This is a genomic window from Lentzea fradiae (genome assembly GCF_900100955.1).
Lineage (GTDB): Bacteria > Actinomycetota > Actinomycetes > Mycobacteriales > Pseudonocardiaceae > Lentzea > Lentzea fradiae.
Genome location: NZ_FNCC01000016.1, coordinates 154367 through 179561, shown reverse-complemented (window position 1 = coordinate 179561; position 25195 = coordinate 154367). Strand labels below are relative to the sequence as shown.

The 25195-nt window shown below is 70.4% G+C and carries 27 protein-coding genes; 15 read left to right on the top strand and 12 right to left on the bottom strand.

Annotated features, from left to right (window positions below; translation table 11 throughout):
* Positions 1 to 9: 9 nt before the first annotated feature.
* Complete coding sequence (locus tag BLT23_RS32840; protein ID WP_090056750.1) at positions 10 to 255, bottom strand: DUF3039 domain-containing protein; 246 nt, start codon at positions 253 to 255, stop codon at positions 10 to 12.
* A gap of 31 nt (positions 256 to 286) precedes the next feature.
* Here BLT23_RS32840 and BLT23_RS32835 point away from each other — a divergent pair, with 31 nt between their 5' ends.
* Together BLT23_RS32835 and BLT23_RS32830 are read left to right on the top strand one after the other, a co-directional pair.
* Positions 287 to 1177, top strand: coding sequence for a pseudouridine-5'-phosphate glycosidase (locus tag BLT23_RS32835; RefSeq protein WP_090056746.1), 891 nt, complete (start codon positions 287 to 289; stop codon positions 1175 to 1177).
* Entirely contained in the window at positions 1174 to 2052 is an 879-nt protein-coding gene (locus BLT23_RS32830; RefSeq protein WP_090056744.1) for a carbohydrate kinase family protein, read from the top strand. The genes BLT23_RS32835 and BLT23_RS32830 overlap by 4 nt, the downstream gene beginning before the upstream one ends.
* A gap of 54 nt (positions 2053 to 2106) precedes the next feature.
* Here the strand turns inward: BLT23_RS32830 and BLT23_RS32825 are convergent, their stop codons facing one another.
* The gene (locus BLT23_RS32825; RefSeq protein WP_090056741.1) at positions 2107 to 2421 is read right to left on the bottom strand and encodes a DUF3099 domain-containing protein; all 315 of its coding nucleotides are present in this window, start codon (positions 2419 to 2421) and stop codon (positions 2107 to 2109) included.
* Between the two features lie 77 nt (positions 2422 to 2498).
* Here BLT23_RS32825 and BLT23_RS32820 point away from each other — a divergent pair, with 77 nt between their 5' ends.
* The 5 genes from BLT23_RS32820 (at position 2499) to BLT23_RS32800 (ending at position 9053) form a co-directional block, all read left to right on the top strand.
* Positions 2499 to 3983, top strand: coding sequence for a PucR family transcriptional regulator (locus tag BLT23_RS32820; RefSeq protein ID WP_090056736.1), 1485 nt, complete (start codon positions 2499 to 2501; stop codon positions 3981 to 3983).
* A 28-nt stretch (positions 3984 to 4011) separates the two neighbouring features.
* Entirely contained in the window at positions 4012 to 5466 is a 1455-nt protein-coding gene (locus BLT23_RS32815) for a DUF7782 domain-containing protein (protein WP_090056733.1), read from the top strand.
* The gene (gene dtd / locus BLT23_RS32810; protein ID WP_090056729.1) at positions 5463 to 5888 is read left to right on the top strand and encodes a D-aminoacyl-tRNA deacylase; all 426 of its coding nucleotides are present in this window, start codon (positions 5463 to 5465) and stop codon (positions 5886 to 5888) included. Before BLT23_RS32815 ends, dtd begins: the two co-directional genes overlap by 4 nt.
* Positions 5889 to 6122: 234 nt before the next feature.
* Positions 6123 to 7115: a sigma-70 family RNA polymerase sigma factor gene (locus BLT23_RS32805; protein ID WP_090056725.1), complete on the top strand. Its 993-nt coding sequence runs from the start codon at positions 6123 to 6125 to the stop codon at positions 7113 to 7115.
* Between the two features lie 273 nt (positions 7116 to 7388).
* Entirely contained in the window at positions 7389 to 9053 is a 1665-nt protein-coding gene (locus BLT23_RS32800; RefSeq protein ID WP_425434438.1) for a fumarate hydratase, read from the top strand.
* Between the two features lie 327 nt (positions 9054 to 9380).
* On the opposite strand, the gene BLT23_RS32795 is transcribed toward BLT23_RS32800, so the two are convergent.
* From BLT23_RS32795 to BLT23_RS32770, 6 genes are all read right to left on the bottom strand, one after another.
* A complete protein-coding gene (locus tag BLT23_RS32795; RefSeq protein WP_090056721.1) occupies positions 9381 to 10202 on the bottom strand; it encodes an alpha/beta fold hydrolase in 822 nt (273 codons plus the stop codon).
* Between the two features lie 3 nt (positions 10203 to 10205).
* A complete protein-coding gene (locus tag BLT23_RS32790; RefSeq protein ID WP_090056718.1) occupies positions 10206 to 10736 on the bottom strand; it encodes a hypothetical protein in 531 nt (176 codons plus the stop codon).
* A 98-nt stretch (positions 10737 to 10834) separates the two neighbouring features.
* Positions 10835 to 11320 carry a hypothetical protein gene (locus tag BLT23_RS32785; protein WP_090056714.1) on the bottom strand — a complete coding sequence of 162 codons (486 nt, stop codon included), beginning with the start codon at positions 11318 to 11320 and terminating at the stop codon, positions 10835 to 10837.
* Between the two features lie 47 nt (positions 11321 to 11367).
* A complete protein-coding gene (locus BLT23_RS32780) occupies positions 11368 to 12504 on the bottom strand; it encodes a hypothetical protein (protein WP_090056711.1) in 1137 nt (378 codons plus the stop codon).
* Positions 12498 to 13757, bottom strand: a complete 1260-nt coding sequence (locus BLT23_RS32775; protein ID WP_090056707.1) for a glucarate dehydratase family protein — start codon at positions 13755 to 13757, stop codon at positions 12498 to 12500. Before BLT23_RS32775 ends, BLT23_RS32780 begins: the two co-directional genes overlap by 7 nt.
* A 9-nt stretch (positions 13758 to 13766) precedes the next feature.
* On the bottom strand, positions 13767 to 14669 hold the full coding sequence (locus BLT23_RS32770; RefSeq protein WP_090056703.1) for a 5-dehydro-4-deoxyglucarate dehydratase: 903 nt from the start codon (positions 14667 to 14669) through the stop codon (positions 13767 to 13769).
* A 399-nt stretch (positions 14670 to 15068) separates the two neighbouring features.
* Here BLT23_RS32770 and BLT23_RS32765 point away from each other — a divergent pair, with 399 nt between their 5' ends.
* The 4 genes from BLT23_RS32765 to BLT23_RS32750 are packed head-to-tail and all read left to right on the top strand — an operon-like array spanning position 15069 to position 18623.
* Positions 15069 to 15857 (top strand): IclR family transcriptional regulator, encoded by a 789-nt coding sequence (locus BLT23_RS32765; protein ID WP_245744437.1) that lies wholly within the window; start codon positions 15069 to 15071, stop codon positions 15855 to 15857.
* A gap of 28 nt (positions 15858 to 15885) precedes the next feature.
* Positions 15886 to 16713, top strand: a complete 828-nt coding sequence (locus BLT23_RS32760; protein WP_218133959.1) for an NAD-dependent epimerase/dehydratase family protein — start codon at positions 15886 to 15888, stop codon at positions 16711 to 16713.
* Positions 16710 to 18215 (top strand): aldehyde dehydrogenase (NADP(+)), encoded by a 1506-nt coding sequence (locus tag BLT23_RS32755; RefSeq protein WP_090056696.1) that lies wholly within the window; start codon positions 16710 to 16712, stop codon positions 18213 to 18215. The genes BLT23_RS32760 and BLT23_RS32755 overlap by 4 nt, the downstream gene beginning before the upstream one ends.
* 42 nt (positions 18216 to 18257) lie before the next feature.
* Entirely contained in the window at positions 18258 to 18623 is a 366-nt protein-coding gene (locus tag BLT23_RS32750; RefSeq protein WP_090056692.1) for a heavy metal-responsive transcriptional regulator, read from the top strand.
* Between the two features lie 48 nt (positions 18624 to 18671).
* On the opposite strand, the gene cpt is transcribed toward BLT23_RS32750, so the two are convergent.
* A complete protein-coding gene (gene cpt, locus BLT23_RS32745) occupies positions 18672 to 19217 on the bottom strand; it encodes a chloramphenicol phosphotransferase CPT (RefSeq protein ID WP_090056689.1) in 546 nt (181 codons plus the stop codon).
* Between the two features lie 64 nt (positions 19218 to 19281).
* Positions 19282 to 20601, bottom strand: coding sequence for an NAD(P)-binding domain-containing protein (locus tag BLT23_RS32740; protein WP_090056685.1), 1320 nt, complete (start codon positions 20599 to 20601; stop codon positions 19282 to 19284).
* A 112-nt stretch (positions 20602 to 20713) separates the two neighbouring features.
* On the opposite strand from BLT23_RS32740, the gene BLT23_RS32735 reads away from it, so the two are divergent.
* The 4 genes from BLT23_RS32735 to BLT23_RS32720 all read left to right on the top strand — a co-directional run bounded on the left by BLT23_RS32735 (position 20714) and on the right by BLT23_RS32720 (position 23779).
* Positions 20714 to 21391 carry a hypothetical protein gene (locus tag BLT23_RS32735; RefSeq protein ID WP_176947030.1) on the top strand — a complete coding sequence of 226 codons (678 nt, stop codon included), beginning with the start codon at positions 20714 to 20716 and terminating at the stop codon, positions 21389 to 21391.
* 10 nt (positions 21392 to 21401) lie between these two features.
* Positions 21402 to 22580 (top strand): RtcB family protein, encoded by a 1179-nt coding sequence (locus BLT23_RS32730; protein ID WP_090056678.1) that lies wholly within the window; start codon positions 21402 to 21404, stop codon positions 22578 to 22580.
* A gap of 70 nt (positions 22581 to 22650) precedes the next feature.
* Positions 22651 to 23235 (top strand): hypothetical protein, encoded by a 585-nt coding sequence (locus BLT23_RS32725; protein WP_090056674.1) that lies wholly within the window; start codon positions 22651 to 22653, stop codon positions 23233 to 23235.
* Entirely contained in the window at positions 23228 to 23779 is a 552-nt protein-coding gene (locus BLT23_RS32720) for a hypothetical protein (protein WP_143036116.1), read from the top strand. Before BLT23_RS32725 ends, BLT23_RS32720 begins: the two co-directional genes overlap by 8 nt.
* Positions 23780 to 23847: 68 nt before the next feature.
* Here BLT23_RS32720 and BLT23_RS32715 read toward each other — a convergent pair whose 3' ends face one another.
* Positions 23848 to 24189, bottom strand: a complete 342-nt coding sequence (locus BLT23_RS32715) for a hypothetical protein (RefSeq protein WP_090056666.1) — start codon at positions 24187 to 24189, stop codon at positions 23848 to 23850.
* Between the two features lie 211 nt (positions 24190 to 24400).
* Complete coding sequence (locus BLT23_RS32710) at positions 24401 to 25168, bottom strand: GntR family transcriptional regulator (protein WP_090056662.1); 768 nt, start codon at positions 25166 to 25168, stop codon at positions 24401 to 24403.
* Positions 25169 to 25195: the final 27 nt, after the last annotated feature.

Genomic DNA, 25195 nt, shown 5'->3' with positions numbered 1-25195 from the left:
TGTGGCGGGCTACTCGCCGCCGGCGGGCAGGCCCTCGTAGATCTTCTGGCAGTCAGGGCACACCGGAGAACCGGGCTTCGGCGACCGCGTGACCGGGAAGACCTCGCCGCACAGGGCGACCACGTGCGTTCCCATCACGGCGCTCTCGGCGATCTTCGCCTTGCGCACGTAGTGGAACATCTTCGGGGTGTCGTCCCCGGTGTGGTCGGTGCCTTCCGGCCGTACGTCGACCTCGGGGAGAGTCTGGGTGCTCACGCGCCAAGGGTACCTGGGATGATGTCCCCTCGTGACCACGCTGCACATCGCCGATGAAGTTGCCGCCGCACTGGCCGAGAACCGGCCCGTCGTCGCCCTCGAGAGCACCATCCTGTCCCACGGCCTGCCCGCGCCGCGCAACCTCGCCGTCGCCGCGCGGCTGGAGGAGGTCGTGCGGAAGGCGGGCGCCGTCCCCGCGACGATCGCCGTGCTCGACGGTGTGCCCCGCATCGGCCTGAGCTCCGCCGAGCTCGACCGCGTGTGCAACGCGGGTGACCTGGTGAAGCTGTCGTTGCGCGACCTCGGGCCCGCCTACGCGCTCGGCCGCAGCGGCGCGACGACCGTGGCGTCCACCACGGCGCTGGCGCACCAGGCCGGCATCCGGGTCTTCGCGACCGGTGGTCTCGGTGGCGTGCACCGCGGCGCGCGGGAGACGTGGGACGTGTCGGCCGACCTCGACGTGGTGGCCACGACGCCGGTCCTGATCGTCTGTTCCGGCGTCAAGTCGATCCTCGACATGGGCGCGACGCTGGAGGTGCTGGAGACCAGGTCGGTGCCGGTCGTCGGCTACCGGACCTCGCGCTTCCCGGCGTTCTACCGGCGCGAGTCGGAGTTCGACGTGCCGTGGCGGGTCGAGAACCCCGCCGAGGCCGCCGCCGTGTTCGCCGCCGGTGGGCGCGGCATGCTGCTCGCGAACCCGATCCCCGCCGCGTTCGAGATGGAGGCGGAGCTGCACGACCGGCTGCTGGCGGAAGGGCTGCGCAAGCTCGTCGACCAGGACGTGCGGGGCAAGGACGTCACGCCCGTCCTGCTGGAGCACTTCCACACCGCCAGCGAGGGCGTCAGCCTCGACGCCAACGAGGAGCTGGTCGTCAACAACGCCTCCGTCGCGGCCGACGTCGCCGTGGAGCTCTTCCGATGAGGCCGGTGGTCGTCGTCGGTGACGCCGGCCTCGACGTCGTCGCCCGGCACAGCGGCCCCATCGCCCACGGCGGTGACGTGCGCGCGAAGGTGACCATCGAACCCGGTGGCGCCGGTGCGAACACCGCCGTGTGGCTGGCCGCGTGCGGCGCGTCCCCCGTGCTGGTGGCCAGGGTCGGCGCCGACTCGGCCGGGCGGCAGGTGCACTCCGAGCTGACCACCGCGGGCGTCCAGTGCGCCTTCGCGGTGGACCCCGAGCTGGCGACGTGCTGCGTGGTCGTGCTCGTCGACGACGACGGGCAGCGCTCGATGCTGCCCGACCGCGGCGCGAACGCCCGGTTCTCCCCCGCCGACCTCGACCCCGGCCTGCTCGCCGGCTCGGACGGCCACCTGCACCTCTCCGGCTACGTGCTGCTCGACGCGACGTCCCGCCCGGCGGGGCTCGCGGTGCTGGCGGCGGCGCGGGAGGCGGGGTGGACGACGTCGGTCGACCCGCAGGCGGCCGTGCTGATCCACTCCGCCGAGGCGTTCCTGGAGGACGTGCGCGGGGTCGACTTCCTGCTCCCGAACGCCGACGAGCTGCTCGCCCTCACCGGGTCCGCCGAGCCGTCCTCGGCGAAGCAGCTGCTCTCGCACGTCGGCGCCGTCGTCGTGACGGCCGGGGCCGACGGCGCGACATGGGTCGACGCCGACGAGCTGATCTCAGTCTCCGCTGAAGTCACCGAGTGCGTCGACTCAACGGGCGCGGGCGACGCCTTCGACGCGGGCTTCCTCGCCGCCTGGCTGTCCGGGGCGTCCAAGCGCGACGCGCTCCTCGGGGGCGTCCGCGCCGGGTCTCGCGCCGTCGGCGTCGTCGGCGCGCAACCGCCCCGCTGACGACCTCGACTGATATATCGGCTCGCGGAGCCGATATATCAGTTCGGCGCGGTCTCAGCCGTCGATGACGGTCGTGCTCTTCTGCTCGATCGCGCGGCGCTCGACCGCGTAGCGGCTGGCCTTCTCCGTCTTGCGCGGCGGGCGGTCGTTGGCGATCAGCACGGCCATCCACGGCAGCGGCACGGACAGCACGATGAAGAACAGCGCGAGCCACCACGTGTGCGAGAACAAGGCCGCGAGGACGAGGCACGGGAAGCGCAGACTCATCATGATCGCGTACTTCTTGCGCCGGGCGGCGTGCTGCTCTTCGAAGGACGGGGCCGCCTCGGTGATCAACACCGGGGTGTCGTTCCGGTCGGGACTGCTCACGACACCACCTCCACGTGGTCCATGCTCCCACGCCCGAGTGACGCCCGGGTTACCCGGTCTGCGGTTAACATCCGCGGGTGGTCGCCCTTGATCGCCTCGTGGACGTGCTCGGCAGCCTGGGCACGCACCTGGCGTGCGCCCCGCACGGCCGCGACGTCGAACTACGCGGGGTTGCCCTGCACGACCCGGCGGAAAACACGACAGCCACCGCGGGAGACGTCTTGCTCGGGCTGGGCACTCCCTCGGTCGCCGCCGCGTCTCGTCTGGTGTCCTCGACGGCGGCGTCGGCGGTGGTCCTGCACGGCAGGCCGCCGTTGGACGAACGCGTCGTCGCCGCCGCGCGCAAGTCCGGTGCGGCCGTGCTGCTCGTGGAGCCGTCGGTGCCGTGGAGCCAGCTCGCGAACGTCACGCAGACGCTGGTCAACGGCGGCACGCGGACGGGCGACCTGTTCGGGCTGGCGGACGTGATCGCGGGGGTCGTCGGCGGGCCGGTGACGATCGAGGACCAGCAGTCGCGCGTGCTCGCCTACTCCTACCGGCAGGAGGACGTCGACCCGGTGCGCGTCCAGACCATCCTCGGCCGGCGGGTCCCGGAGGAGGCGCGCCGGGCGCTCGACGAGTTCGGCGTGTTCTCGCACCTCGCGTCGTCCGACGAACCGATCTTCGTGCCCAAGCTGACCCCGCAGCTCGGCAACCGGCTGGTCGCGGCCGTGCGGGCGGGCCGGGAGCTGCTCGGGTCCGTCTGGGTCGAGGTGACCGGGCCGGTCGACGCCGCCAGGAGCGCCGCCCTGGTCGACGGAGCGCGCACGGCGGCGTTGCACCTGCTGCGGTCGCGCGCGTCGACGGACCTCGAACGCCAGGCCGAGGCGGACCTGGTGATCAGGCTGCTCGACCAGCCGGAGTCCGCCGACGTCGCGCGGCTCGGACTGCCGTCGGCGGACCTTCGGGTGATCGCGGTGCAAGCGCACGCCGGCGAGGGTGAGCACGGTGCGGCGGTGCTCGCGTTCCAACGGGCGACCGCCGGGTTCGGCTGGTCGCGGCCGGGGCGGAGCGCGTTGTTCGGCAACGTCCTCTACACCGTCATCCCGGCCGCCGACGACGCCGTCGCGTGGGTGCGGTCGCTGGAGCGCGAGCTGCCGTCGGAGGCGACGGTGCTGGCGGGCATCGGCGGACCTGCCGAGGCGGCGCAGCTGCCGACGTCACGCCAGGAGGCGGACGAGTGCCTCGCGCTGTCGACCGGCTCGCCCGTCGTCTACGACGACGCGTGGGCCCAGGTCCTGCTGCACCGGCTCGGCGCCGTCGCGGAGTCCGGACGACTCCCGACCCGCGGTCCGATATCCAATATATTGCGGTACGACGCCGAGAACGGGACGCAGTACGCGGCGACGTTGCGGGCGTGGCTGGCGGCGCAGGGCGACGTGCGCACGGCGGCGCGGGAGCTGAACGTGCACCCGAACACGCTGCGGTACCGGATGCAGAAGATGGCCGAGGTGACGCCGCTTCCCCTCGACGACCCGGACCAGCGCCTCGCGATGGCCATCGCCCTCCGGATCACGCGCTGAACCGGAGACCGTGAAAACATCTCCACCCGTGCACCCTGACCTTTCCGCCGACCTGTGCGCCCGCCTGCGCGAGGCGTTCGAGACCGCCGGCTACACCGCGGACGGCGTCGTCGACGCCCTCGGTCCCCAGGCCCACTCCGCCCTCGGCCGCGGCGAACCGGAACCCGCCCGCCGCGCCAGCAGGGACGCCGGGACGCTCGGCACGCTGATCCGCCTGTTCCTGCTCGGCGACGAGGAGCCGGAGCAGGACGTCCGCCGGGCGCTCGGAGGCGTCGGCATCGACACGCTCGTCGAGAACGAGGTGCTGACCAAGGACCTCCGCGCAGGGCTCGACGTCCGCCCGTACGAGGACAACTGGTGGGTCATCGCCGACCTCGACTCCGACGTGCGCGGCGGCGCGGTCCCCGAGGACCACGTGCTCGGCGTCGGCCACGCGTCCATCAGCCTCGCTCGCGCGACCAAGCGCACGCCCGTCGGCACGTTGCTCGACCTCGGCACCGGTTGCGGCGTCCAGGCGCTGCACGCCAGCACACACGCCGAACGCATCACGGCCACCGATCTGTCCGAGCGCGCGCTCCGGCTCGCACAAGGCACGTTCCGCATCAACGGGCTCGACGTCGAGACGTTGCAGGGCGAGTGGTTCGGCCCGGTCCGCAACCGGCGGTTCGACCAGGTCGTGTGCAACCCGCCGTTCGTCGTGGGGCCGCCGCGCGTCGACTACGTGTACCGCGACTCCGGTCTCGGCGGCGACGACGCGTCGGCGTTGGTCATCCGCCAGCTGCCGTCGTTCCTCAACGAGGGCGGCGTCGGACAGCTGCTCGCGTCGTGGGTGCACCGCAAGGGTGAGGACTGGGAGGAGCGCGTCTCCGGCTGGCTGCCGCGCGGCGGCGTCGACGCGTGGTTCGTGCAGCGCGACATCGCCGAGCCTGCCCTGTACGTCGGCACGTGGCTCAAGGACGCGGGCGTCGACCCGCGCAGTGCCGAGGGGCGGGCCAAGGCGAGCGCCTGGCTCGACTGGTTCGAGCAGAACGACGTCCAGGGCGTCGGCTTCGGCTACGTGACACTGCGGCGCACGGACGAGATGCACTCCCAGGTCGTGTGCGAGGACCTGCGGCACGCCTACGACGACCCGCTGGGCCCGGAGGCGGCGCGGTGGCTCGACAACGTGGCGTGGCTGCGCGCGAACCCCGACCTGCTGGGCCAGCGGTTCCGGGTCGCGGACACCGTGTTGCTGGAGGAGGTGTCCGAGCCGGGCGAGGACGGCTGGCGCAAGGTCGTCGCGCGCCTGCACCGCACCGACGGGCCCGGCTGGCAGCACGAGGTCGACGAGGCGACCGCACGGCTCGTCGCCGGTTGCACAGGTGCGTTGCCGCTGGAGGACCTGCTGGCGTTGCTCGAGTTCGCTTACGGAGAAATCGATGCAGAAGCGGCCTTGCCGATCGTTCGTGATCTCATCCGGCACGGAATGTTGATTCCGGCGTGAAAGCGGTTGTGGCGCGCGTCACAGAGGCGAGTGTCGAAGTCGGCGGAACGATCATCGGCGCGATCGACGAGCCCGGATTGCTGGTGCTCCTCGGCGTCCACCACGAGGACACGGACGCCCACGCCCGCAAAATGGCGCAGAAGCTGCACGGGTTGCGCATCCTCGAGGACGAGCAGTCGTGCGAGTCGACCGGCGCTCCACTGCTGGTCGTCAGCCAGTTCACCCTGTACGGGGACACCCGCAAGGGCCGCCGTCCGTCCTGGACGGCGGCCGCCCGGCCCGAACACGCGGAGCCATTGGTGAACGCTGTGGTTCAGGAATTGCGGCAAAAGGGCGCGCGTGTCGAAACGGGACGATTCAGGGCCGACATGTTGGTGCGGAGCGTGAACGACGGCCCGTTCACGGTGCTCGTGGAGGTCTGAGGAAAGAGTTCTCAGGGAATCCTCAGATTAGTCGCGCAACGGCTGTGACAGTGGCGACGTCTTCTGGTTGTGGGATCCGGGAACGAATTCGGAATCGACTTCGTTACCCAAGTATCGGCCGGATGGAGACGGGCTCGAACCGGGCTCGTCGCCATCGGCAACCAGGGCGCAGCGCAGCGCCGCCTTGACCGCCAGCGCGACTCGTCGCCGCCCGCAGCAGGGGGAGGGAGATCCATGACCGTCACGAGGATCTCCGACCGTGAAGTCGGAGAGAACACCACCGCCACCGCCGTCGAGCACGAGCTCGACGCCCAGGGGCCGGCAGCCGATCTCGTTCGAGTCTACCTGAACGGCATCGGCAAGACCGCCCTCCTCACCGCCGAGGAGGAGGTGGAGCTCGCCAAGCGCATCGAGGCCGGTGTGTTCGCGCAGCACGTCATGGAGACGGCCAAGCGCCTCACCCCCACCCGTCGCGAAGAGCTGGGGGCTCTCGTCCGCGACGGCAGGCGCGCCAAGGACCACCTGCTCAAGGCCAACCTGCGGCTCGTCGTGTCGCTGGCCAAGCGCTACACCGGCCGGGGGATGCCGCTGCTGGACCTGATCCAGGAGGGGAACCTGGGCCTGATCCGCGCGGTGGAGAAGTTCGACTACACCAAGGGCTTCAAGTTCTCCACGTACGCGACGTGGTGGATCCGCCAGGCGATCACCCGCGGCATGGCCGACCAGGGCCGCACCATCCGCCTCCCCGTCCACCTCGTCGAGCAGGTGAACAAGCTCGCGCGGATCAAGCGCGACCTGCACCAGACGCTCGGCCGCGAGGCCACGAACGAGGAGCTCGCGAAGGAGGCGGGTCTCAAGGTCGACAAGGTCGCCGACCTGCTCGACCACGCCCGCGACCCGGTATCGCTGGACATGCCGGTCGGCACGGAGGAGGACGCGCCCCTCGGCGACTTCATCGAGGACTCGGACGCGACCGACGCCGAGAGCGCCGTCATCTCCGGCCTGCTGCAGGACGACCTGCGCCGCGTGCTCGCGACGCTGGAGCCGCGCGAGCAGGCGGTCATCCGGCTGCGCTACGGCCTGGAGGACGGCCAGCCGCGCACCCTGGACCAGATCGGCAAGCGGTTCGGGCTGTCGCGCGAGCGCGTGCGGCAGATCGAACGCGAGGTCATGTCCAAGCTCCGCCAGGGCGAACGCGCCGCGAAGCTGCGCGCCTACGCCTCGTAGACCGGGAGGTCGTCACGGTCGGGTCTCACCTGACCGGCAGTATTGACTTGTGACTCAACTCACGGCACGGTCGGGCGTTACCAGAGCCATGCGACGCCCTTCGTGAGAAGAGCGCGCACCCGAAGGAAGGTCGGGGCAGCCGGGGGCTGCCCCGGCCTTCCGCGTTCACGGGCGGCTGTGGGCCACAGAACACCGCGGTGGTCGGGGATCACACCGATACGTCCCTTTGGTGGCGGTACGGTTTTCTGATCCGAACTGCACACCGTTGGAGTTGTGTACGACGTGCCCACCACTTTCGAGTACACCGACGTCCTGCCGCTCGCGAAGGACACCGAGACCGAGTACCGCCTCGTCACCTCCGACGGGGTGAAGCTGATCGAGGCCGGTGACCGCAGGTTCCTCCAGATCGCCCCCGAGACGCTGACGTTGCTCGCCAAGGAGGCGATCCGCGACATCCAGCACCTGCTGCGGCCGTCGCACCTCGCCCAGCTGCGCAAGATCATCGACGATCCCGAGGCGTCCGGCAACGACCGCTTCGTCGCGATGGACCTGCTGCGCAACGCCGCCATCTCCTCCGGCGGTGTGCTGCCCATGTGCCAGGACACCGGCACCGCGATCATCATGGGCAAGCGCACCGAGACCGTCCTGACCGGCGGCGACGACGAGCAGGCGCTGGCCCGCGGCGTCTTCGAGGCGTACCAGGAGCTCAACCTGCGCTACTCGCAGATGGCCCCGGTGACGTTCTGGGACGAGAAGAACACCGGCACGAACCTGCCCGCGCAGATCGAGGTGTTCCACAAGCCCGGCCAGGACCCCGTCTACGAGCTGCTGTTCATGGCCAAGGGCGGCGGCAGCGCGAACAAGACGTTCCTCTACCAGGAGACGAAGGCGCTGCTGAACCCGAAGCGCCTGGCGTCGTTCCTCGACGAGAAGCTGCGTTCGCTCGGCACCGCGGCCTGCCCGCCGTACCACCTGGCCGTCGTCGTCGGTGGCCTGTCCGCCGAGCAGAACCTCAAGGTCGCGAAGCTCGCGTCGGCCCGCTACCTCGACGAGCTGCCCACCGAGGGCTCGCCGCTGGGACACGCGTTCCGCGACACCGACCTGGAGCAGCAGGTCCTGGAGCTGACCCGGAACTTCGGCATCGGTGCGCAGTTCGGCGGCAAGTACTTCTGCCACGACGTCCGCGTCATCCGCCTCCCCCGCCACGGCGCCTCGTGCCCCGTCGGCATCGCGGTGTCCTGTTCGGCCGACCGCCAGGCGAAGGCGCGCATCACGCCCGAGGGCGTCTTCCTGGAGCAGCTGGAGCGCGACCCGGCGCAGTTCCTGCCCGACGTCGAGGGCGAGGACCTGTCCGACGAGGTCGTCCGCATCGACCTCACCCGCCCGATGGCGGAGATCCGCGAGGTCCTGACCAAGCTCCCGGTCAAGACCCGCGTCTCGCTGACCGGTCCGCTGGTCGTGGCCCGCGACATCGCGCACGCCAAGATCAAGGAACGGCTCGACGCCGGCGAGGAGATGCCGCAGTACCTCAAGGACCACCCGGTCTACTACGCCGGCCCGGCCAAGACGCCCGAGGGCTACGCCTCCGGCTCGTTCGGCCCGACGACGGCAGGCCGGATGGACTCCTACGTCGAGCAGTTCCAGGCCGCGGGCGGGTCGCTCGTGATGCTCGCCAAGGGCAACCGCTCCAAGCAGGTCACGGCGGCCTGCCAGAGCTACGGCGGGTTCTACCTGGGCTCGATCGGTGGCCCGGCGGCGCGGCTCGCGCAGGACTGCATCCGCAAGGTCGAGGTGCTCGAGTACGCCGAGCTGGGCATGGAAGCGGTGTGGAAGATCGAGGTGGAGGACTTCCCGGCGTTCGTCGTCGTCGACGACAAGGGCAACGACTTCTTCGCGGAGACGTCGACCCCGACGCTGCAGATCAGCTTCCGCCGCTAGACCCGGCTTGACGCCCCCGGCCGAACCTCGCGTTCGGCCGGGGGCGTCGCGTTGATCCAGGTGCGACGTGCCTGACGTCGATGTCGACGTGATGTCTATGTCGATGTCGACCGGACACCGCTGTCAACCAGGTCGTCAACGTCGATGTCGACGTTGATGTCGACGGCCTGATCAATGTCGGCAGTGGGTCAATGTGGACGCCGTCGATGTCGACCACCACGTCAACCACAGCATCAACCACGACGTCGACTGCGGAGAGCGCTGTCGACGTCCGTCGTCATCACGTCGATGTTGCCCGAGTCGACCTCGACGTTGACGCGATCAACCTCAAGCTTGCGGAGCTGTCGACGTCGAGTGCGCCAGGAGCCAGTCGAGTGCGGCTTGCGCGTGGTCCAGCACCGAGATGTGGCCGTCGTCCGGGGTCAGGCGCAGCTCCGCCCCCGGGATGCGGGACGCGAGCCACCGGCCGTGCGAAGGCGGGCAGATGCCGTCGCGCCCGCCGTGCAGCAGGAGGGCCGGCACGGTGATGGACGCCGGGTCGAAGCCCCACGGCCGGACGTAGGCGAGGTCGTCGTCGATCAACGGGCCGGGGCCGTTGCTCAGCGCGGGCTCGACGACCTTCCCGAACCACGACCACTTGCCTCGCAACGTGGCGAGGTCGGCCTCGGTGAACTCCATCTCGTACTCGACGCCGGAGCTCTCGTGCCGTTCCTTCTCCTCCCGGCCCGCGGCGGCGGCCCGCAGCGACGCCTTCCCCGAGGCGACCATGCCGTCGAACCAGTCGAGGCCGCCGGCGCCGAACGGGGCGAGGGACGCGCCGGCGACGACGGCGGTCACGCGGTCCGGGAGCAGGGCGGCGCACGCGAGGGCGTGTGGTGCGCCGCCGGAGTGTCCGAAGACCCCGAACCGCGGAATGTCGAGCGCGTCGGCGATATGCGATATATCAGCTGCGGCGGACGCGACCGTGCGGTCCGGTACCGGGGTCGACCCGCCGTAGCCAGGTCTGTCGTACGACACCCAGCGCACACCCGGCCGGAACAGCGGTTCCGGTGGCAGGCCGAGGTTGGGTGTGCCGTGGTGCCAGAACACCGGCACGCCGTCACCGTGGTCGTACACGCGCAGCGTGCGGTCTCCCAGCCGAAGATCCACGTGTCAGCCCATCTCTTCCCTGACGTCGAGCGCGAGCTGCCGGTCTCCCAGCGGCGCGGAGAGCCGGACGGTCAGCGGTACCTGACGCACCTCGTGCGTGCACATCGTGCCGGGAGGCTGCTTGGTGACCGTGACCAAGGTGATCTGGACGACCTGGGCGGACTCGGCGGTCACCTCCGCGCGCGCCTCCTTGCAGTTGCCGCCGAGGCCGAAGACCTCGACGTCACGGCCGTCGCCGAAGACGTACGCCTCGGCGCGGTAGAGGTCTGACAACGATGTCGCATTGACCTTGTCGCCCGGTACGGGCGTGGCGTCGGGCGGTACGACGGGCTTCTGCTCCGAGATGGAGACGGGCGGCCGCACCGTGGTGTCCGTGGGGTTCGTGCCGGACGAGCCGGTCGAACCCGGTGCGGACGTGCCCGTCGCGGACCCGGACCCCGGCGAGCCGGACTCCTGCGAGCCGGCTCCGGGTGTGCCGGACGAGCAGCCGGTGAGCAGGGCGGCGAGAGCAACGACAGCGACGGCGTTTCTCATGCGCACCATCCTCGCAAACCGGGACAAGGGGTCCCGGTGAAGTGGGCGGTGCCCGGCCGGCGGGGCAGGTGCCGGCCGGGCACCAGGGGGAGGGAGGTCTACTTCTGCTCCTGCCGTGACGTCAGCACGAGCGTGCGTTCACCGAGGGGTTCGGCCAGCTGCACCGTCAGCGGGGGGAAGCGGATGTCCATGGTGCACATCTGCTTGGTCAGTGGCGTGGTCTCGACCAGCTCGACCTTCACCGACTGCGCGGTCTCCTCCAGCACGGACGCGCTGGCCTTGCCACAGCCGCCTTCCTGACCGATGACGCCGAGGGTCTTGCCGTCGCCCTGCGTCCACGCGGTGCGCGGCTGGTCGGGCGCCAGGTTGCTGGCGTCGATCTTCGTGACGGGTTTGCCGTCCGGCGGCAGCTCACCGGGGGCGATGCCGGGTGGCGCCTCGGAGGGCTCCGACGGCGCGGTCGGCGCGGCGGTGGGCAACGTCGGACCGCCACCCGCACCGGTGCTCGCGTTCTGCGCACTGCCACAGGCCGAGATGACCAGCAGCAGGACGCCAGTGCCAACTACGGTTCCTATGTGCCTCATGCACCAAGGACGGAACCGCGGCCACGACGGGTTGCAGCGACTTCCCTTCACAGTTGCCGCGACACGGCGGTGACGGCCTCGCGCAGCGCCTCCAGGCGGGCAGCGGACGCCAGTCCTCCGTGATAGAGGTGGAACTCCTCCACCCCGGCGTCGAGGTACGCCAGCCATTCCTTCGTCAGCACGGCCCCGTCCGCGGGCTTCGGCGGCAACCCCAGCACGTACGCGGCGATCCGGGTGTCCGGCGCGACCGCCCGCAGCGCCTCGATGCCGGGCACCGCGACCTCCGAGCCGGGCCAGCACATCGCCGTGAGGACGTCGACGTCGGCGTCCACTCCCCCGGCGACGGTCGCGAACGGCCCGGTGCCCCACGGGTCCGCTGTCACGTGCAGGCCGACGCGGACCGAGGGCGCCGCGGCACGGATCTGGCTGACGAGCTTGCGCCGCAACGCCCGCACCGCTCCGGTGCGCACGGACCGGACGTCGTCCGCGAGCGCCCCCAACGCTTCCTCGACGCTGGGAGCGCCGCGGTCGACACCGGCCCGGACGGCGGCGCGCAGTGCCTCCGGGTCGGCGTACAGGGCGGTGCACGAACCGCAGAAGCAGAGCGAGAGGAGCTTCTGCTGCACCGCGTTCCAGTCGGTGCCCTCGGTCTTCTCGTGGTGGCCGCCGTGGAAGAACCCGAGCGGCCCGCAGGCTTCCAGGATGACCCCGTCCGGCGCACCGAGTTCCAGCACCTCGGAGACCAGCGCGGACGCGTACTCGACCACGTCCGGCTGGGAGGTGCACAGCGCGTACGGGTAGCGGTCGCCGAACGCGTTCACCACGGTCACGTCCGGGTGCAGGTCGCCCAAGCGCGAGTTGTGCGTCAGCACAGTCCACGCGTACACCGGCAACCCGGCACCGCGCACCAGTGCGGACGCTTCGCCGAACGAGTCAGAACCGTCCATCCAGGACGGTTCGGCTGGCACAAGTCGCCCGTACTTCTCGGCACGCACCGGCAGGTAAAGCGCGGCGTGCCGGGCGTCGACCAGCCGATGCACCGGGTGCAGCGGTGTCGCGGCCCGCACTGTGTGGTACGACGCGGCCAGAGCGATGGCGTCGACGCCGAGGCGTTGGTAGCGCGCCACGGCGTCCGGGTCACCGATCAGGTCCCACGGATACGCGTGGACAACCGACTTCACCACCGGGGTCGCTTCCTCTCGTAGCTCGGGTCGAACTTGCGCATGTAGCTCGTGTCGTCGCGGGCCGTGATGCCGCACCGGGTGTAGTTCTCGGCGAGCCGGGCCAGCGCGTCGCGGTCGAGCGAGACACCGAGCCCCGGCGACTTGGGCACCGGCACGGCTCCGTCCACGAAGGACAGGACACCGGGCTCGACCACCTCGTCGGCCGCGTTCCACGGGTAGTGCGTGTCGCAGGCATAGTTCAGGTTCGGCGTGGCGGCGGCGAGGTGCGTCATCGCGGCCAGCGAGATGCCGAGGTGCGAGTTCGAGTGCATCGACAGGCCGATGCCGAACGTCTGGCAGATCATGCCGAGCTGCCGTGACCGCTGCAGGCCACCCCAGTAGTGGTGGTCGGACAGGACCACCTGCACGGCGTTCCGCTCCACCGACGGCCGGAGGTGCTCGAACGCGACGACGCACATGTTGGTGGCCAGCGGCATCGGGGCCGTCGCGGCGACTTCGGCCATGCCGGGAATGTCCGGTGTCGGGTCTTCCAGGTACTCCAGCACCCCGTCGAGCTCCCGGGCGACCTTCAGCGACGTCGCGGGCGTCCAGGCCGCGTTGGGGTCGAGCCGCAGCGGGTGGTCCGGGAACGCCTCGCGCAACGCCCGGATCGCCTCGACCTCCTGCTCTGGCGGGAAGACACCGCCCTTGAGCTTGATCGACCCGAACCCGTACGCGTCGACCAGCGTGCGGGCCTGCGCCACGATCCCGGCGGGGTCAACGGCCTCACCCCACTCGTCCGGCTCGCCGCCGGGGTGCCCTGCCCACTTGTAGAACAGGTAGGCGGAGTACGGCACGGCCGACCGGACAGCGCCGCCCAGCAGGTCGTGGACCGGGCGTCCCAGCGCCTTGCCCTGGATGTCCAGGCAGGCGACCTCGAACGGCGAGTACACGCGGTCCACGGTGCTTTCGGCGGTGATGTCGCCCGTCAGCCCGTGCTTGTCCAGCCCGACCTCGCCGCCCAACAGGGCCGCGACCCGTGCGTGCATCTCGTTGAGGGCGAAGACGTCCAGACCGATCAGAGCGTCCACAACGGACCGTGAGCGCTCCAGGTGTGCGAGGTCGCCGTACGTCTCCCCCAGCCCTGAGATGCCTTCGTCGGTGTGCACCTCGACGATCGTGCGCAGCGCCCACGGCTCGTGCACTCCGGCCGCGTTCAGCAGCGGCGGGTCGCGGAAGGCGACGGGCGTCAGGACGATCTCGGTGATCTTCACGGTTCCCCCTCAGGCCAGCAGGGCCCGGCCGGCGGCGATGATCTTGTCGAGGGCGGCGAGGTGCTCGTCCGACGGGTCGGCGAGCGGCGCGCGCACGCCGCCGACGTCGAGGCCGTTCGCCCGCACCGCCGCCTTGACCAGCGAGACGGCGTAGCCGGGGACCTTGTCGCGCAGCTCGACGAGAGGCTTGTAGAACTCGTGCAGGAAGCGGTTCGTCAGCTCGGTGTCACCCACGCGCACGGCGTTGTAGAAGCCGATCGAGATCTCCGGTGCGAAGCAGAACACCGCCGACGAGTACAGCTCGACGCCGATGCCCCGGTACGCGAGCTGCGTCATCTCCGCGGTGGGCAGGCCGTTGAAGAACTGGAACGGCTTGTCGACGGCGGCGCGGACCGCGAGCACGACGCGCTGCATCTGGTCGAGGTCTCCGAGGCCGTCCTTGAAGCCCACGACGTTCGGGATCCGCGCGACCTCGACGGCGGACTCCGGGGTGAACCGCGCGTTGTTGCGCTGGTACACGATGATCGGCAACCCGGTGACGGCGGCGGACTCGGCCACGTACCGCACGAGACCGGCGTCGGGGCTGGTGACCAGGTAGGGCGGCAGGAGCAGGACGCCGTCGGCGCCGGAGCGTTCAGCGGCCCGGATGAACTCCTTGGTCGCGACGACCGAGCCTCCCGCACCCGCGAACACGGGCACCCTGCCCGCCGTGGTCTCGACCGCCACGGCGACCGCCCGTTCGAACTCCTCCAGGCCCAGCGCGTGGAACTCGCCGGTGCCGCACGCGACGAACACCGCGCCCGGTCCGGCGGAGACACCGTGCTCGATGTGCTCGGCCAGCACGTCGTAGGCGATGTTCCCCTCGGTGTCGAAGGGCGTCACCGGGAAGAACAGCACACCATCGAGTCGCATACCTACACACTCATCCCTTGATCGCTCCGGTGGTGATCCCACGCAGAAAGGACTTCTGCAGCGACAGGTGCACGACGAGGCTCGGCACCAGCGCCGGCAACGCACCGGCCGGCACGATGCCCGTCCCGACCGTGTCGCCGGACCGGAGGGGTTCCCGTGAGGCGACGCCGGCGGCGCCGCCTCACGGGGTGGGTGTCGACGGCACCGCCGCCACTAGCCGTCGAGCCCACGTCTTGGTGGCCGGGTGGCCGCACCGCTGTCACCCAGTGAGAGTCGTGGTGGCCCTGCTTATTCAGGTATATGAACCACAGTCGTACTTGTGAACCTGTTGCAGGACTGTAAGAATCGGCACAGCAACGTGTCAAGGCCGTGTCGCGGCACGGTTCCCGAGGAGGCCAGGTGGCGTCGCCGATCGACAAGGGCACGGCTCGTCCGGGTGCGGTGAAGTCCGCCGACCGGACGGTGGAGCTGCTGGAGGTGTTGTCCGCGTCCGATCGCAGGCTGACGCTGACGGAGCTGCACCGCGAGCTCAGCTACCCCAAGTCCAGCCTCTACATGCTGCTGCAGACGCTGGTGGCGCGCGGCTGGGTCGAGGTCGACTCGGACCGGGGCACGTACGGCATCGGCGTGCGCGCCCTGCTCGTCGGCACGTCCTACCTCGACCACGACCCGGTGGTGCGGGCGGCGATCCGCGTGATGGAGCAGGTCCGCCAGCAGGTCAACGAGACGGTGCACCTCGCCAGGCTGGACGGCGCGGACGTCGTCTACCTGGCCAGCCGCGAGTCCGAGCACCACCTGCGCGTCGTCTCCCGCGTCGGCCGCCGGCTGCCCGCGCACTCGACGTCGCTGGGCAAGGCCGTGCTCTCGACGCGCACGCCGGAGGAGATCGACCAGATCCTCCCCGCCGAGCTGGCGCCGCTCACGCAGAACACCGTGACGGACCGGGCTGCGCTGCACGAGCAGCTGGCCGGGTTCCGCAACGCCGGCTACGCCCACGAACGCGAGGAGAACACGCCGGGCCTCGGCTGCTTCGCGGTGGCGCTGCCGTACCGCAACCCCGTGCTCGACGCGATGAGCTGCTCGGTCCCGCTCGGCAGGCTCGATCCCGACCACGAGCGGCAGGTCGTCGCCGCCCTGCTGGACGCCGCGAGGACCATCACCGAGCTGCTCCGCCAGTTCGGCCGCTGAACATCCGACGACGACGGAGGGGTCCACCATTGTGACCGCACGCATCCTGATCACCGGCGCCGCCGGCAGGGTGGGAACGTTCCTGCGTTCCCGGCTCGCCGCGGAAGGCCGTGTCCTGCGGCTGCTCGACATCGCGGAGCTCCCCGCGGCCGCCGAGGGGGAGAACGTCGAGATCGTCCAGGCCACGCTGACCGACATGGCCACGATGGAGGCCGCGACGCGGGACGTCGACGCGGTGATCCACCTCGGTGGTTACAGCCTCGAAGAGTCGTGGGACAAGATCCTGCACGTCAACATCGACGGCACGCACACGGTGCTGGAAGCCGCACGGCGGTCCGGTGTGCGGCGCGTCGTCCTCGCCAGTTCCAACCATGCCGTGGGCTACGTCGAACGCGCCAACGGCACCGCCGGCGACTACCTCTTCCCACGTCCGGACACCTACTACGGCGTGTCCAAGGTGGCGAAGGAGGCGCTCGGGTCGCTCTACGCCGACCGGTACGGCATGGACGTGATCGCGCTGCGCATCGGTTCGTGCTTCGAAAAGCCGCTTGACGTGCGGATGCTCGCGTCGTGGCTGTCGCCGGACGACTGCGCGCGCCTGTGCGAGGCGTGTCTTTCCGTTCCGTCACCGGGTTTCCGGGTCGTGTGGGGTGTGTCCGCCAACAAGCGCGGCTGGTTCTCTCTCGACGAGGCCCGCGCGCTGGGGTACGAGCCGCAGGACGACTCCGAGACGTACGCGCCGGAGGTGCTGGCGCGGGACGGCGAGCTCGACCCCTCGTCGTACGCTGCGAAGTACGTGGGCGGCGCCTGGTGCGGCCCCGACTTCGACACGGCGGCCAAGGAGGCGGGACGATGAGCGACCTCGTGCAGGGGTACGACCCGAGGACCGGGGAGCCGATCGGCGACCCGGTCGCCGAGAGCCCGGGCACGGAGGTGGACCGCATCGCCTCGGCGGCGGCTGTCGCGTTCCCCGCCTGGTCGGCGGTCGCGGCGGCGGACAGGGCCGTGGTGCTGGAGAAGGTCGCGGACGCGCTGGACGCCGAGTCGGAGCTGTTGGTCTCGACGGCCGACGGCGAGACGGCGCTGGGCGCGCCGCGACTGACGACGGAGCTGAAGCGCACGACGAACCAGCTGCGGCTGTTCGCGGAGGTGTTGCGCGAGGGCAGCTACGTCGAGGCCACTTTGGACTCGGCGGACCCGGACATCATCCCGCCGCGGCCGGTGCTGCGGCGCGTGCTCCGTCCACTCGGGACGGTCGCGGTGTTCTCGGCGTCGAACTTCCCGTTCGCGTTCTCGGTGGCCGGCGGCGACACCGCGTCCGCGCTGGCGTCCGGGTGTTCCGTTGTGGTGAAGGCACATTCGGCACACCCGGCCACCTCGCGCGAGACGGCGCGGATCGTCACGGACGCGTTGCGCGAGGCAGGTGCGCCCGAAGGTGTGTTCGGCATCGTCTACGGCACCCAGGCCGGTGTGGCGCTGGTGCAGCACCCCGCCGTCCGCGCGGTCGGCTTCACCGGTTCGACGGCGGGCGGTCGTGCGCTGTTCGACCTCGCGCAGGGACGACCGGACCCCATCCCGTTCTACGGTGAGCTGGGCAGCGTCAACCCGACGGTGATCCTGCCCGGCGCGGCGGCGGGAGAGGACATCGCCGCCGGGTTCGCGGCGTCGCTGACGATGGGCGTCGGGCAGTTCTGCACGAACCCCGGTCTGGTGTTCGCGCCGGAGGACCTGGTGCCCGCGCTGGGCGAGGCGGTCGCGGCGACCTCGGGCGGCGCGATGCTGACCGAGCGGATGTGCGACTCGTACACGGCTTCCACGGACGCGTTGGCGGCGTCGGACCTGGTGTCCGCCGTGTCCACGGGTGAGCGTCCCGACCAGGCGTGGGCCGTGGCGCCGCGGCTGTTCAGCGTCCCGGTGGCGGTGTTCGAGGAGAACGTCGGGAAGCTGACCGAGGAGCATTTCGGCCCGGCGGCGCTGGTCGTGACGTACTCGTCGCCCGCGGAGCTGCACTCCGCGCTGGCGAAGCTGCCGGGTTCGTTGACGGGCACGGTGCACGCCGCCGAGTCCGACCACGCGGAGGCCGGTGCGATCGCGGAGATCCTCCAGCGCGTCGCGGGCCGGTTGATCTTCAACGCCTGGCCGACCGGTGTCGCGGTGGCGTGGGGCCAGCACCACGGCGGCCCGTGGCCCGCGACGACGAACCCGCTGCACACGTCGGTGGGCGCCACGTCGATCCGCCGCTGGGTCGCCCCGGTGACGTACCAGTCGTGGCCGGACGCGCTGCTGCCCCCGGAGCTGCGGGACGCGAACCCGCTCGGGATCCCCCGCCGGGTCGACGGCGTGCTCGGCGTGCACTGACGGCTTGACCTTGGAGTGCACTCACAGGTTTAGCGTGGGTGCATGAGAGTCGCCGAGCTCGCCCGGGAGGCCGGGGTGCCACCGGACACCGTGCGCTACTACGAGCGCGCGGGTCTGCTGGCACCTCCGCCTCGCACGCCCTCCGGCTACCGGCAGTACCCGTCGTCGGCCGCGGACCGCATCCGGTTCATCCGCGACTGCCAGCGTCTGGGGCTGACGTTGCGGGAGATCTCGTCGCTGCTCGCCGTCCGCGACACGGGTGAGTGCCCGTGCGAACCGGCCGACGAGCTGCTGCGGCGGCACATGGCCGAGATCGACGCCGATATGGCGCGGCTCGCGCGGCTCCGCACGGACCTGGCGGACATGGTCGGCTCGTGTGCGCCGTGGTGCCCACCGGAGGGGAGGTGAGAGCCGTGGACGAGTGCTGCACCTGTTGCGAGTGCTGCTGACGCCCGGTCAGTGAGAGGTCTGGCGAGGCGCCCGCCGGACCCACTCCGCGATGATCTCCGCGCACTCCGCCGCCTCGGCCGTCGCCGTGTCGACCTCGACGTCGTAGGTCATCCCGCGGTGCACCAGGTCGGCCTGCACCGCGGCCATCCCGACGACCCTGTCCCCGCGCGCGAGCTCGCGGCCCGCGGCGACGGTGGCATCACACCGCACCCCGACCCACACGACGGCGAGCCCGTCGAGTGCCTTCTCCCACCGCTCCCGCGACTCGGCCCCGCCGAGGAACACGTCGTCCACGACGACCCGTGCCCCGGCGCGCACCATCGCGGCGACCCCGGCCATCCACGCGTCCTCGAGCAGCCGGAACTCGGCCCCGGTGGTGACGTCGCCGTCGTCGGCGAACCCGATGCCCTCCGACCCGAGCTGAAGCCGGGCGGGCATCACGTCGATCAGCGTGTCGACGCCGATCGCGAGCCACGCCTCCGGCAGGACCGCCTGCAGGCATCTCGCGATCCCCGACTTGCCCGAGCTCGACCCGCCGTTGAGAACGATCACCTGAGCACTCGACGACACACCCCGACCGTACCCATCCGCGGCCGGGCTCACGCCTGCGGCGCGGTCAGACGCGGGCGGCGCCCGCCTTCCGCTCGGCCTTCAGCTCGCGCTGGTAGTGGAGGAAGTCGACCTCGACCGTGTGCCGCTTCGAGGCGATGTACCGGCGCCGCAGCCCCTCCCGGTAGGAGGTGATCTCGGCCTTCATCTCCGGCACCGGCGGCAGCGCCGCCCGGCCCGACTCCAGGTCGGCGATCCACTCGGCCTGGGCCTCCGCCAGCGGCATGATCGCGCCGAGCGGCTGGATGAGGCCGACGAAGTACAGCCCGGGGTGGTCGGGGTCCACGACCCGCCGGTACAGCGACACCTCGTTGTCCTCCGACGACACGGCCGGGAACTCCGCGCCGTCCAGGAACGGGAAGTCGAACTTGTACCCGGTGCAGTAGAAGATCACGTCGATGTCCTCGCGGCTGCCGTCCTCGAACACGACACCGGACCCGTCGAGCTCCCGCACGTTCGGCTTCACCGTGATGTCGCCGTGGCCGAGCCGGGTCAGCAGGTCGTCGGACACCGTCGGGTGCGCGGAGAAGACGCCGTGCGACGGCTCCGGCAGGCCGTAGTCGGAGAGCTTGCCGCGGGACAGCCGCAGCATCATCGACATCGACAGCGTCTGCAGCCACTTCGGCGCGAACCGGGCGAGCGGTGACGTCGTCAGGTGGTCGGTCGGCATCCCGAACAGGTACTTCGGCATGATGTGCGCGCCACGCCGCATCGCCAGGAACGTGCGCTTGGAGACGCGCGAGGTCTCGACCGCGATGTCGCAGGCCGAGTTGCCGATGCCGAGGACGAGGACCCGCTTGTCCGCGAATGGCTCGGGCGTCTTGTAGTGGTGCGCGTGGATCTCCTCGCCGTCGAACGAGCCGGGGAAGGCCGGTTCGGGCATCCGGGGCGACCAGTGGTGGCCGTTGGCGACGATCACCGACCGGTAGACCCGCGAGGTCTCCTCGCCGCTGTCGCGGTCCCTGGACGTGACGGTGTAGCCGCCCGGCGCCGCGGTGACCGACACGACCTCCGTGCGGAACCGGATGCGGTCGCGGAACCCGAAGTGCTTCACGAAGTCGTCGAAGTACTCGGCGATCTGGAAGTGCGACGGGTACACCGGCAGGTGCGACGGCATCGGGTACGACTTGAACTCCATCATCTGCCGCGAGGTGTTGATGTGGAGCGAGCGGTACGCCGACGACATGCCGTTGTCGTTCTGGTAGCGCCAGTTGCCACCGACCTCGGAGCCCAGCTCCAGGCAGTCGTACTCGATGCCGCGGGCGCTGAGCACCTGACATGCGGCGATACCGGACGACCCCGCCCCGATGACACACACGCGTTCCATGAGCTGAAGTATTTTCAGGTTTGATCGGCGTGTCAACGCCGCCCTCGCAACCGGTCACCCGCAGGGTGGAACGGGGTGTCCCCGGGCCCGCCGGGACAATACGTTGTGCGCCATGCGAAAGCTTCTCGTGGCAGTCATGTCCGTACTGGCGTTCGGGATCTCCACCGGCACCGCGGCGGGGTCGCCGCTGCCGTTCCCGGAGATCTTCGCGACGAACAACACCGCGACCATCACCGACCCGGACGACCCACGGCTGCGCGACCGGCTCGTGCGGTTCGACCACGAGGTGCGCGGCATCGTGCTGGCCAACGGCGGCGCCACCGCCGGGTCGACGCTGCTCGACGGCGTGTTCTGGTCGGGCGACCGGCAGCAGCTGACGTTCGAGCGCTCCCGCAAGTTCGACGTGACGCTGAACGAACAGAGCCTGCGACACGCCGCCGGGACGGTCGCGAAGCGCTTCCGGCAGGAGTCGGTGCTGACGTTCCGCTTCCTGCCCGCGAGCTCCCCCGCGGTCGACGCCGTCCAGGTCGAGGTCCCCGGCGTCACCGCGCAGCAGGTCCGGCAAGGGCTGCTCAACGACGCGGTGGCCCGCGAGACGCTCGGCGGCGGCAGCATCACGTTGCAGGACAAGGCGATCCTGATCGCCGATGTCGACGACCTCCCGGTCGTGCGCGCGTTCGTCACGGGCATCGGAGGTGACATGGGCAAGGCCAAGGTGCGCAGGGGAACCTGGGAGTTCGTGTCCGCCTCGGCGGAAACTGCTTTGTGGAGCAAGCGAAACGCCGCCTAACCTCGTGGGCATGGCAGCAACCCTGGTCCGCGGCAAGAACGTGGACATCCGCATGTGGACTCGGCCGGACGAGGTCGAGGAGTTCGCCCTGCGGCAGCTGCAGAACATCTCCGCGCTGCCCTGGGCCTTCAAGCACGTCGCGGTCATGCCGGACGTGCACTACGGCAAGGGCGCCACGGTGGGCTCGGTGATCGCGTTGCGCGACGCCGTCTCCCCCGCGGCCGTCGGCGTGGACATCGGCTGCGGCATGACCGCCGTGCGCACGTCGCTCACGGCGAGCGACCTTCCGGACACGTTGCGCGGTCTGCGGTCCCGCATGGAGGCCACCGTCCCCGTCGGGTTCGGCCAGCACAAGGCGACGGCGTTCACCGACAGGGACGCGTCCGACTGGTCGACGTTCTGGAAGCGGTTCGACGACCTGACACCGGCCGTGAAGGCACGTGCGGACAAGGCGATGCACCAGATGGGCACGCTCGGCGGCGGCAACCACTTCCTGGAGGTCTGCCTCGACACCGACCAGCGGGTGTGGGTGATGCTGCACTCGGGGTCGCGGGGAATCGGCAACGAGCTGGCGCAGCACCACATCGCGGTGGCGCGCACCCTCGCGCACAACGCCGAGCTGCCGGACCCGGACCTCGCCGTGTTCCTCTCGGGCACGCCGGAGATGGCGGCGTACCGGCACGACCTGTACTGGGCGCAGGACTACGCGCGGCGCAACCGCGCCGTCATGCTGCGCCTGGTGTGCGACGTGCTGCGCGCCGAGTTCCCGCACGTCGCCTTCGAGGAGCCGATCTCGGCGCACCACAACTACGTCGCCGAGGAGAACCACTTCGGTGAGGACGTGCTGGTGACGCGCAAGGGAGCGATCCGCGCCGGTCGTGGCGAGCTGGGCATCATCCCGGGCTCGATGGGCACCGGTTCGTACATCGTGCGCGGGCTCGGGAACCCCGACTCGTTCGAGTCGGCGTCGCACGGCGCCGGCCGCAGGATGTCGCGCACCAAGGCCCGCAAGACGTTCACGACCGACGACCTGGCCGCCCAGACGAGCGGGGTGGAGTGCCGCAAGGACTCCGGTGTCGTGGACGAGATTCCGGGCGCCTACAAGGACATCGACACCGTGATGGCGAACCAGTCCGACCTCGTCGAGGTGGTCGCGAAGCTCAAGCAGGTGGTTTGTATCAAGGGTTGAATGTTTGCCGGGAAGTCGCGTGGGAAAGCCTCCGGACAGCTCTTACCCAGCCTGTCTTGGAGGTTTTTCCATGTCAACGGGCGCCATCATCGGCCTGGTGGTCGCGGTTGTTGTGGTGCTGGTGGTACTCGCGTTCGTGCTGAGGCCCGCCATGCAGCGCAAGAAGCTGCGCGACCGCTTCGGCCCCGAGTACGACCGCGCGGTGTCGCAGAGCGACAGCAGGACCGCCGCGGAGAGGGAGCTCGCGGAGCGGGAGCACCGCCACAGCGAGTTCGACCTGAGGCCGCTTTCCGCTTCGGCACAGGACAGCTACCGCCAGCACTGGGCCGACGTCCAGGCCAAGTTCGTCGACTCGCCGGAGAGCGCGATCGCGGACGCCGACCGGCTCGTGACCGACCTGATGGCCGAACGCGGTTACCCCACCGAGGGGTACGAGGCGCAGCTGAGCGTGCTGTCGGTCGAGCACGCGCGCACTCTGGAGCACTACCGCAAGGCGCACGACATCTCGGAACGCCACGAGATCGGCGAGGCGAGCACCGAGGACCTGCGCACCGCGATGGTGCACTACCGCGAGATCTTCACCGACCTGCTCGAACACGGCGCCGACACCCGCGAGGAGCACAGGGCCGTGCGAAAGGAGAAGTCCGATGTCTGAGACCCCCACCCACGCGGCGGTTCCCACGCCTGCCTCGGCGAGGCCGCAGCACACGGACAGTTCGGTGCGCACCGAGCGCGGCTCGCAGTCCGACCGGACGCAGCAGGCCGAGCGGCACGTGGACCGCACGCAGCACACCGAGCGGCTGCCGGAACAGGGTCAGCGCCAGCAGACCCAGGCACAGCACCACGTTCCTTCGCAGCACACCGCGTCCGACCGGACGGCGACCGACCACACGGCGTCCGACCGGACGGCGACCGACCGGACCTCGTCCGAGCGGGCGCAGGACTCCGCTGCCGGGAACCGGACGGCCGGCAAGCTCGAGGACGAGTGGAAGGCCGTGCAGTACGACTTCGTGGACGACCCGAAGTCGGCTGTCCGCAAGGCCGACCAGCTCGTGACGCGGGCGATCGAGGAGCTCACCGCCCGGCACCGGTCCCTCACCGAGCAGCTCGAGGGAAACCGTGATCCACAGACCGAGGACCTGCGACTGGCCCTCCACCGCTATCGGGAACTCTTCAAGTCGCTGGTCGCCGTCAAGTAGGTGTCGAAGCCCCGGCGTCGTGGCCGTAACAGGCGACGGCGCCGGCAGGCATGTCCGCACCCGTCCCGTCAGCCGGGCAGTTCGCGGATCTCCATCTCCAGCACGTCGATCTCGTCGCTGATCGCCTCGTCGAGCATGTCGTCCAGCAGCTTGCGGCACTCCACCGACCCGCAGCGCGACTGGCCCGCGCCGAACCGCGGGACCTGCTCCCACCACACCGCGGGGTTGTTCCAGAACGACCCGGAACCCTGGTCGACGCCTTCGAGGCAGCGCAGTTTCCCATCGGTCTCCGGAAGAGCTCGCACGAACTCGATGAACACGGCGAGGGCGTCGGGATTGCTCACCGGGACGGCGCCGTAGCCGCGCAGGCAGTCTTCGAGTTCAGCGAGGAACTCCGCCTTGAATGACACGGCACACCCCCGCTCCTCCCGCACCGTTGCGGAGATCCTGAGTTCGTACCATCAACAGTACCGCCGCGTCGCGCACGGGAAACGAGTGCGAACGGGCGGTATCTCCCTGTTCTCACACGAGGTGCGGTAACCCGCAGTCACCGGGAAAATGAACCCGTTGGGGCCCGAAAGAAGTTCCGGTCCACTGTGGACAGAGGGTTGCGCACTGCGGCTATCGGTCGGCGTGCAGCCTCGCGACGAAGCTGAACCGATCACCCCGGTACAGCGACCGGGCGCGTTCGATCGGCCGCCCGTCGAGGTCGTAGGTCACGCGGTGCAGCAACAACATCGGCAACGCGGGGTTCGTGCCGATCAGCAACGCCTCCCTGGGCGTCGCGAGCACGGTCTCGACCCGTTCCTCCGCCTCGGCGAACCGGACGCCGAGCCGTTCGGTGAGGCAGGCGTAGAGCGATCCCGCCGGGTCGAGCTTCTCCAGCAGATCGGGAAAACGGCCGAGGCCGAGGTAGGTCGATTCGAGCCCGATGCGTTCGCCGTCGGCGAGCAGCACGCGTTCCAGGTGCACCACCGGGTCACCCGTCTCGATCGCCAGATCGCGCGCCAGACCCTCGTCGGCGCCGAGCTGTTCGACCGTGATCACCGTGCGGTCCGGCTGGACACCCTGCCTGCGCATGCCCTCGGTGTAGCTCACCAATGCCAGCGGCTGGACGAGCTTCGGCGGGGCCACGAACGTTCCGCTGCCTTGGCGGCGCAGCAGCTTGCCTTCGAGGACCAGTTCTCCGACTGCCTGGCGGAGCGTGACGCGCGAGACGGAGAACCGTTCGGCGAGCTCTCGTTCGGACGGCAGGACTGTGCCCTCACCGAGGGTTTCCACGAGGTCGAACAGCTCGGCTTTCACCGCGTAATAACGCGGGACTCTGCCGTGTTCTGGGATGCCCGCGCGAACGGGTCGATCAGCGCGGTGCGGCGGGACGCGGTTCACGTGGCGTGAGCCTACGTGACGCCCTGT

What these genes read in the sequence shown, in the direction of transcription:
- BLT23_RS32830 (WP_090056744.1), top strand. Translation starts at nt 1,174, where the DNA reads ATGAGGCCGGTGGTCGTCGTCGGTGACGCCGGCCTCGACGTCGTCGCC.
- BLT23_RS32805 (WP_090056725.1), top strand. Translation starts at nt 6,123, where the DNA reads ATGACCGTCACGAGGATCTCCGACCGTGAAGTCGGAGAGAACACCACC.
- BLT23_RS32790 (WP_090056718.1), bottom strand. Translation starts at nt 10,736, where the DNA reads ATGAGAAACGCCGTCGCTGTCGTTGCTCTCGCCGCCCTGCTCACCGGC.
- BLT23_RS32785 (WP_090056714.1), bottom strand. Translation starts at nt 11,320, where the DNA reads ATGAGGCACATAGGAACCGTAGTTGGCACTGGCGTCCTGCTGCTGGTC.
- BLT23_RS32770 (WP_090056703.1), bottom strand. Translation starts at nt 14,669, where the DNA reads ATGCGACTCGATGGTGTGCTGTTCTTCCCGGTGACGCCCTTCGACACC.
- BLT23_RS32755 (WP_090056696.1), top strand. Translation starts at nt 16,710, where the DNA reads ATGAGCGACCTCGTGCAGGGGTACGACCCGAGGACCGGGGAGCCGATC.
- BLT23_RS32750 (WP_090056692.1), top strand. Translation starts at nt 18,258, where the DNA reads ATGAGAGTCGCCGAGCTCGCCCGGGAGGCCGGGGTGCCACCGGACACC.
- BLT23_RS32740 (WP_090056685.1), bottom strand. Translation starts at nt 20,601, where the DNA reads ATGGAACGCGTGTGTGTCATCGGGGCGGGGTCGTCCGGTATCGCCGCA.
- BLT23_RS32735 (WP_176947030.1), top strand. Translation starts at nt 20,714, where the DNA reads ATGCGAAAGCTTCTCGTGGCAGTCATGTCCGTACTGGCGTTCGGGATC.
- BLT23_RS32730 (WP_090056678.1), top strand. Translation starts at nt 21,402, where the DNA reads ATGGCAGCAACCCTGGTCCGCGGCAAGAACGTGGACATCCGCATGTGG.
- BLT23_RS32725 (WP_090056674.1), top strand. Translation starts at nt 22,651, where the DNA reads ATGTCAACGGGCGCCATCATCGGCCTGGTGGTCGCGGTTGTTGTGGTG.
- BLT23_RS32720 (WP_143036116.1), top strand. Translation starts at nt 23,228, where the DNA reads ATGTCTGAGACCCCCACCCACGCGGCGGTTCCCACGCCTGCCTCGGCG.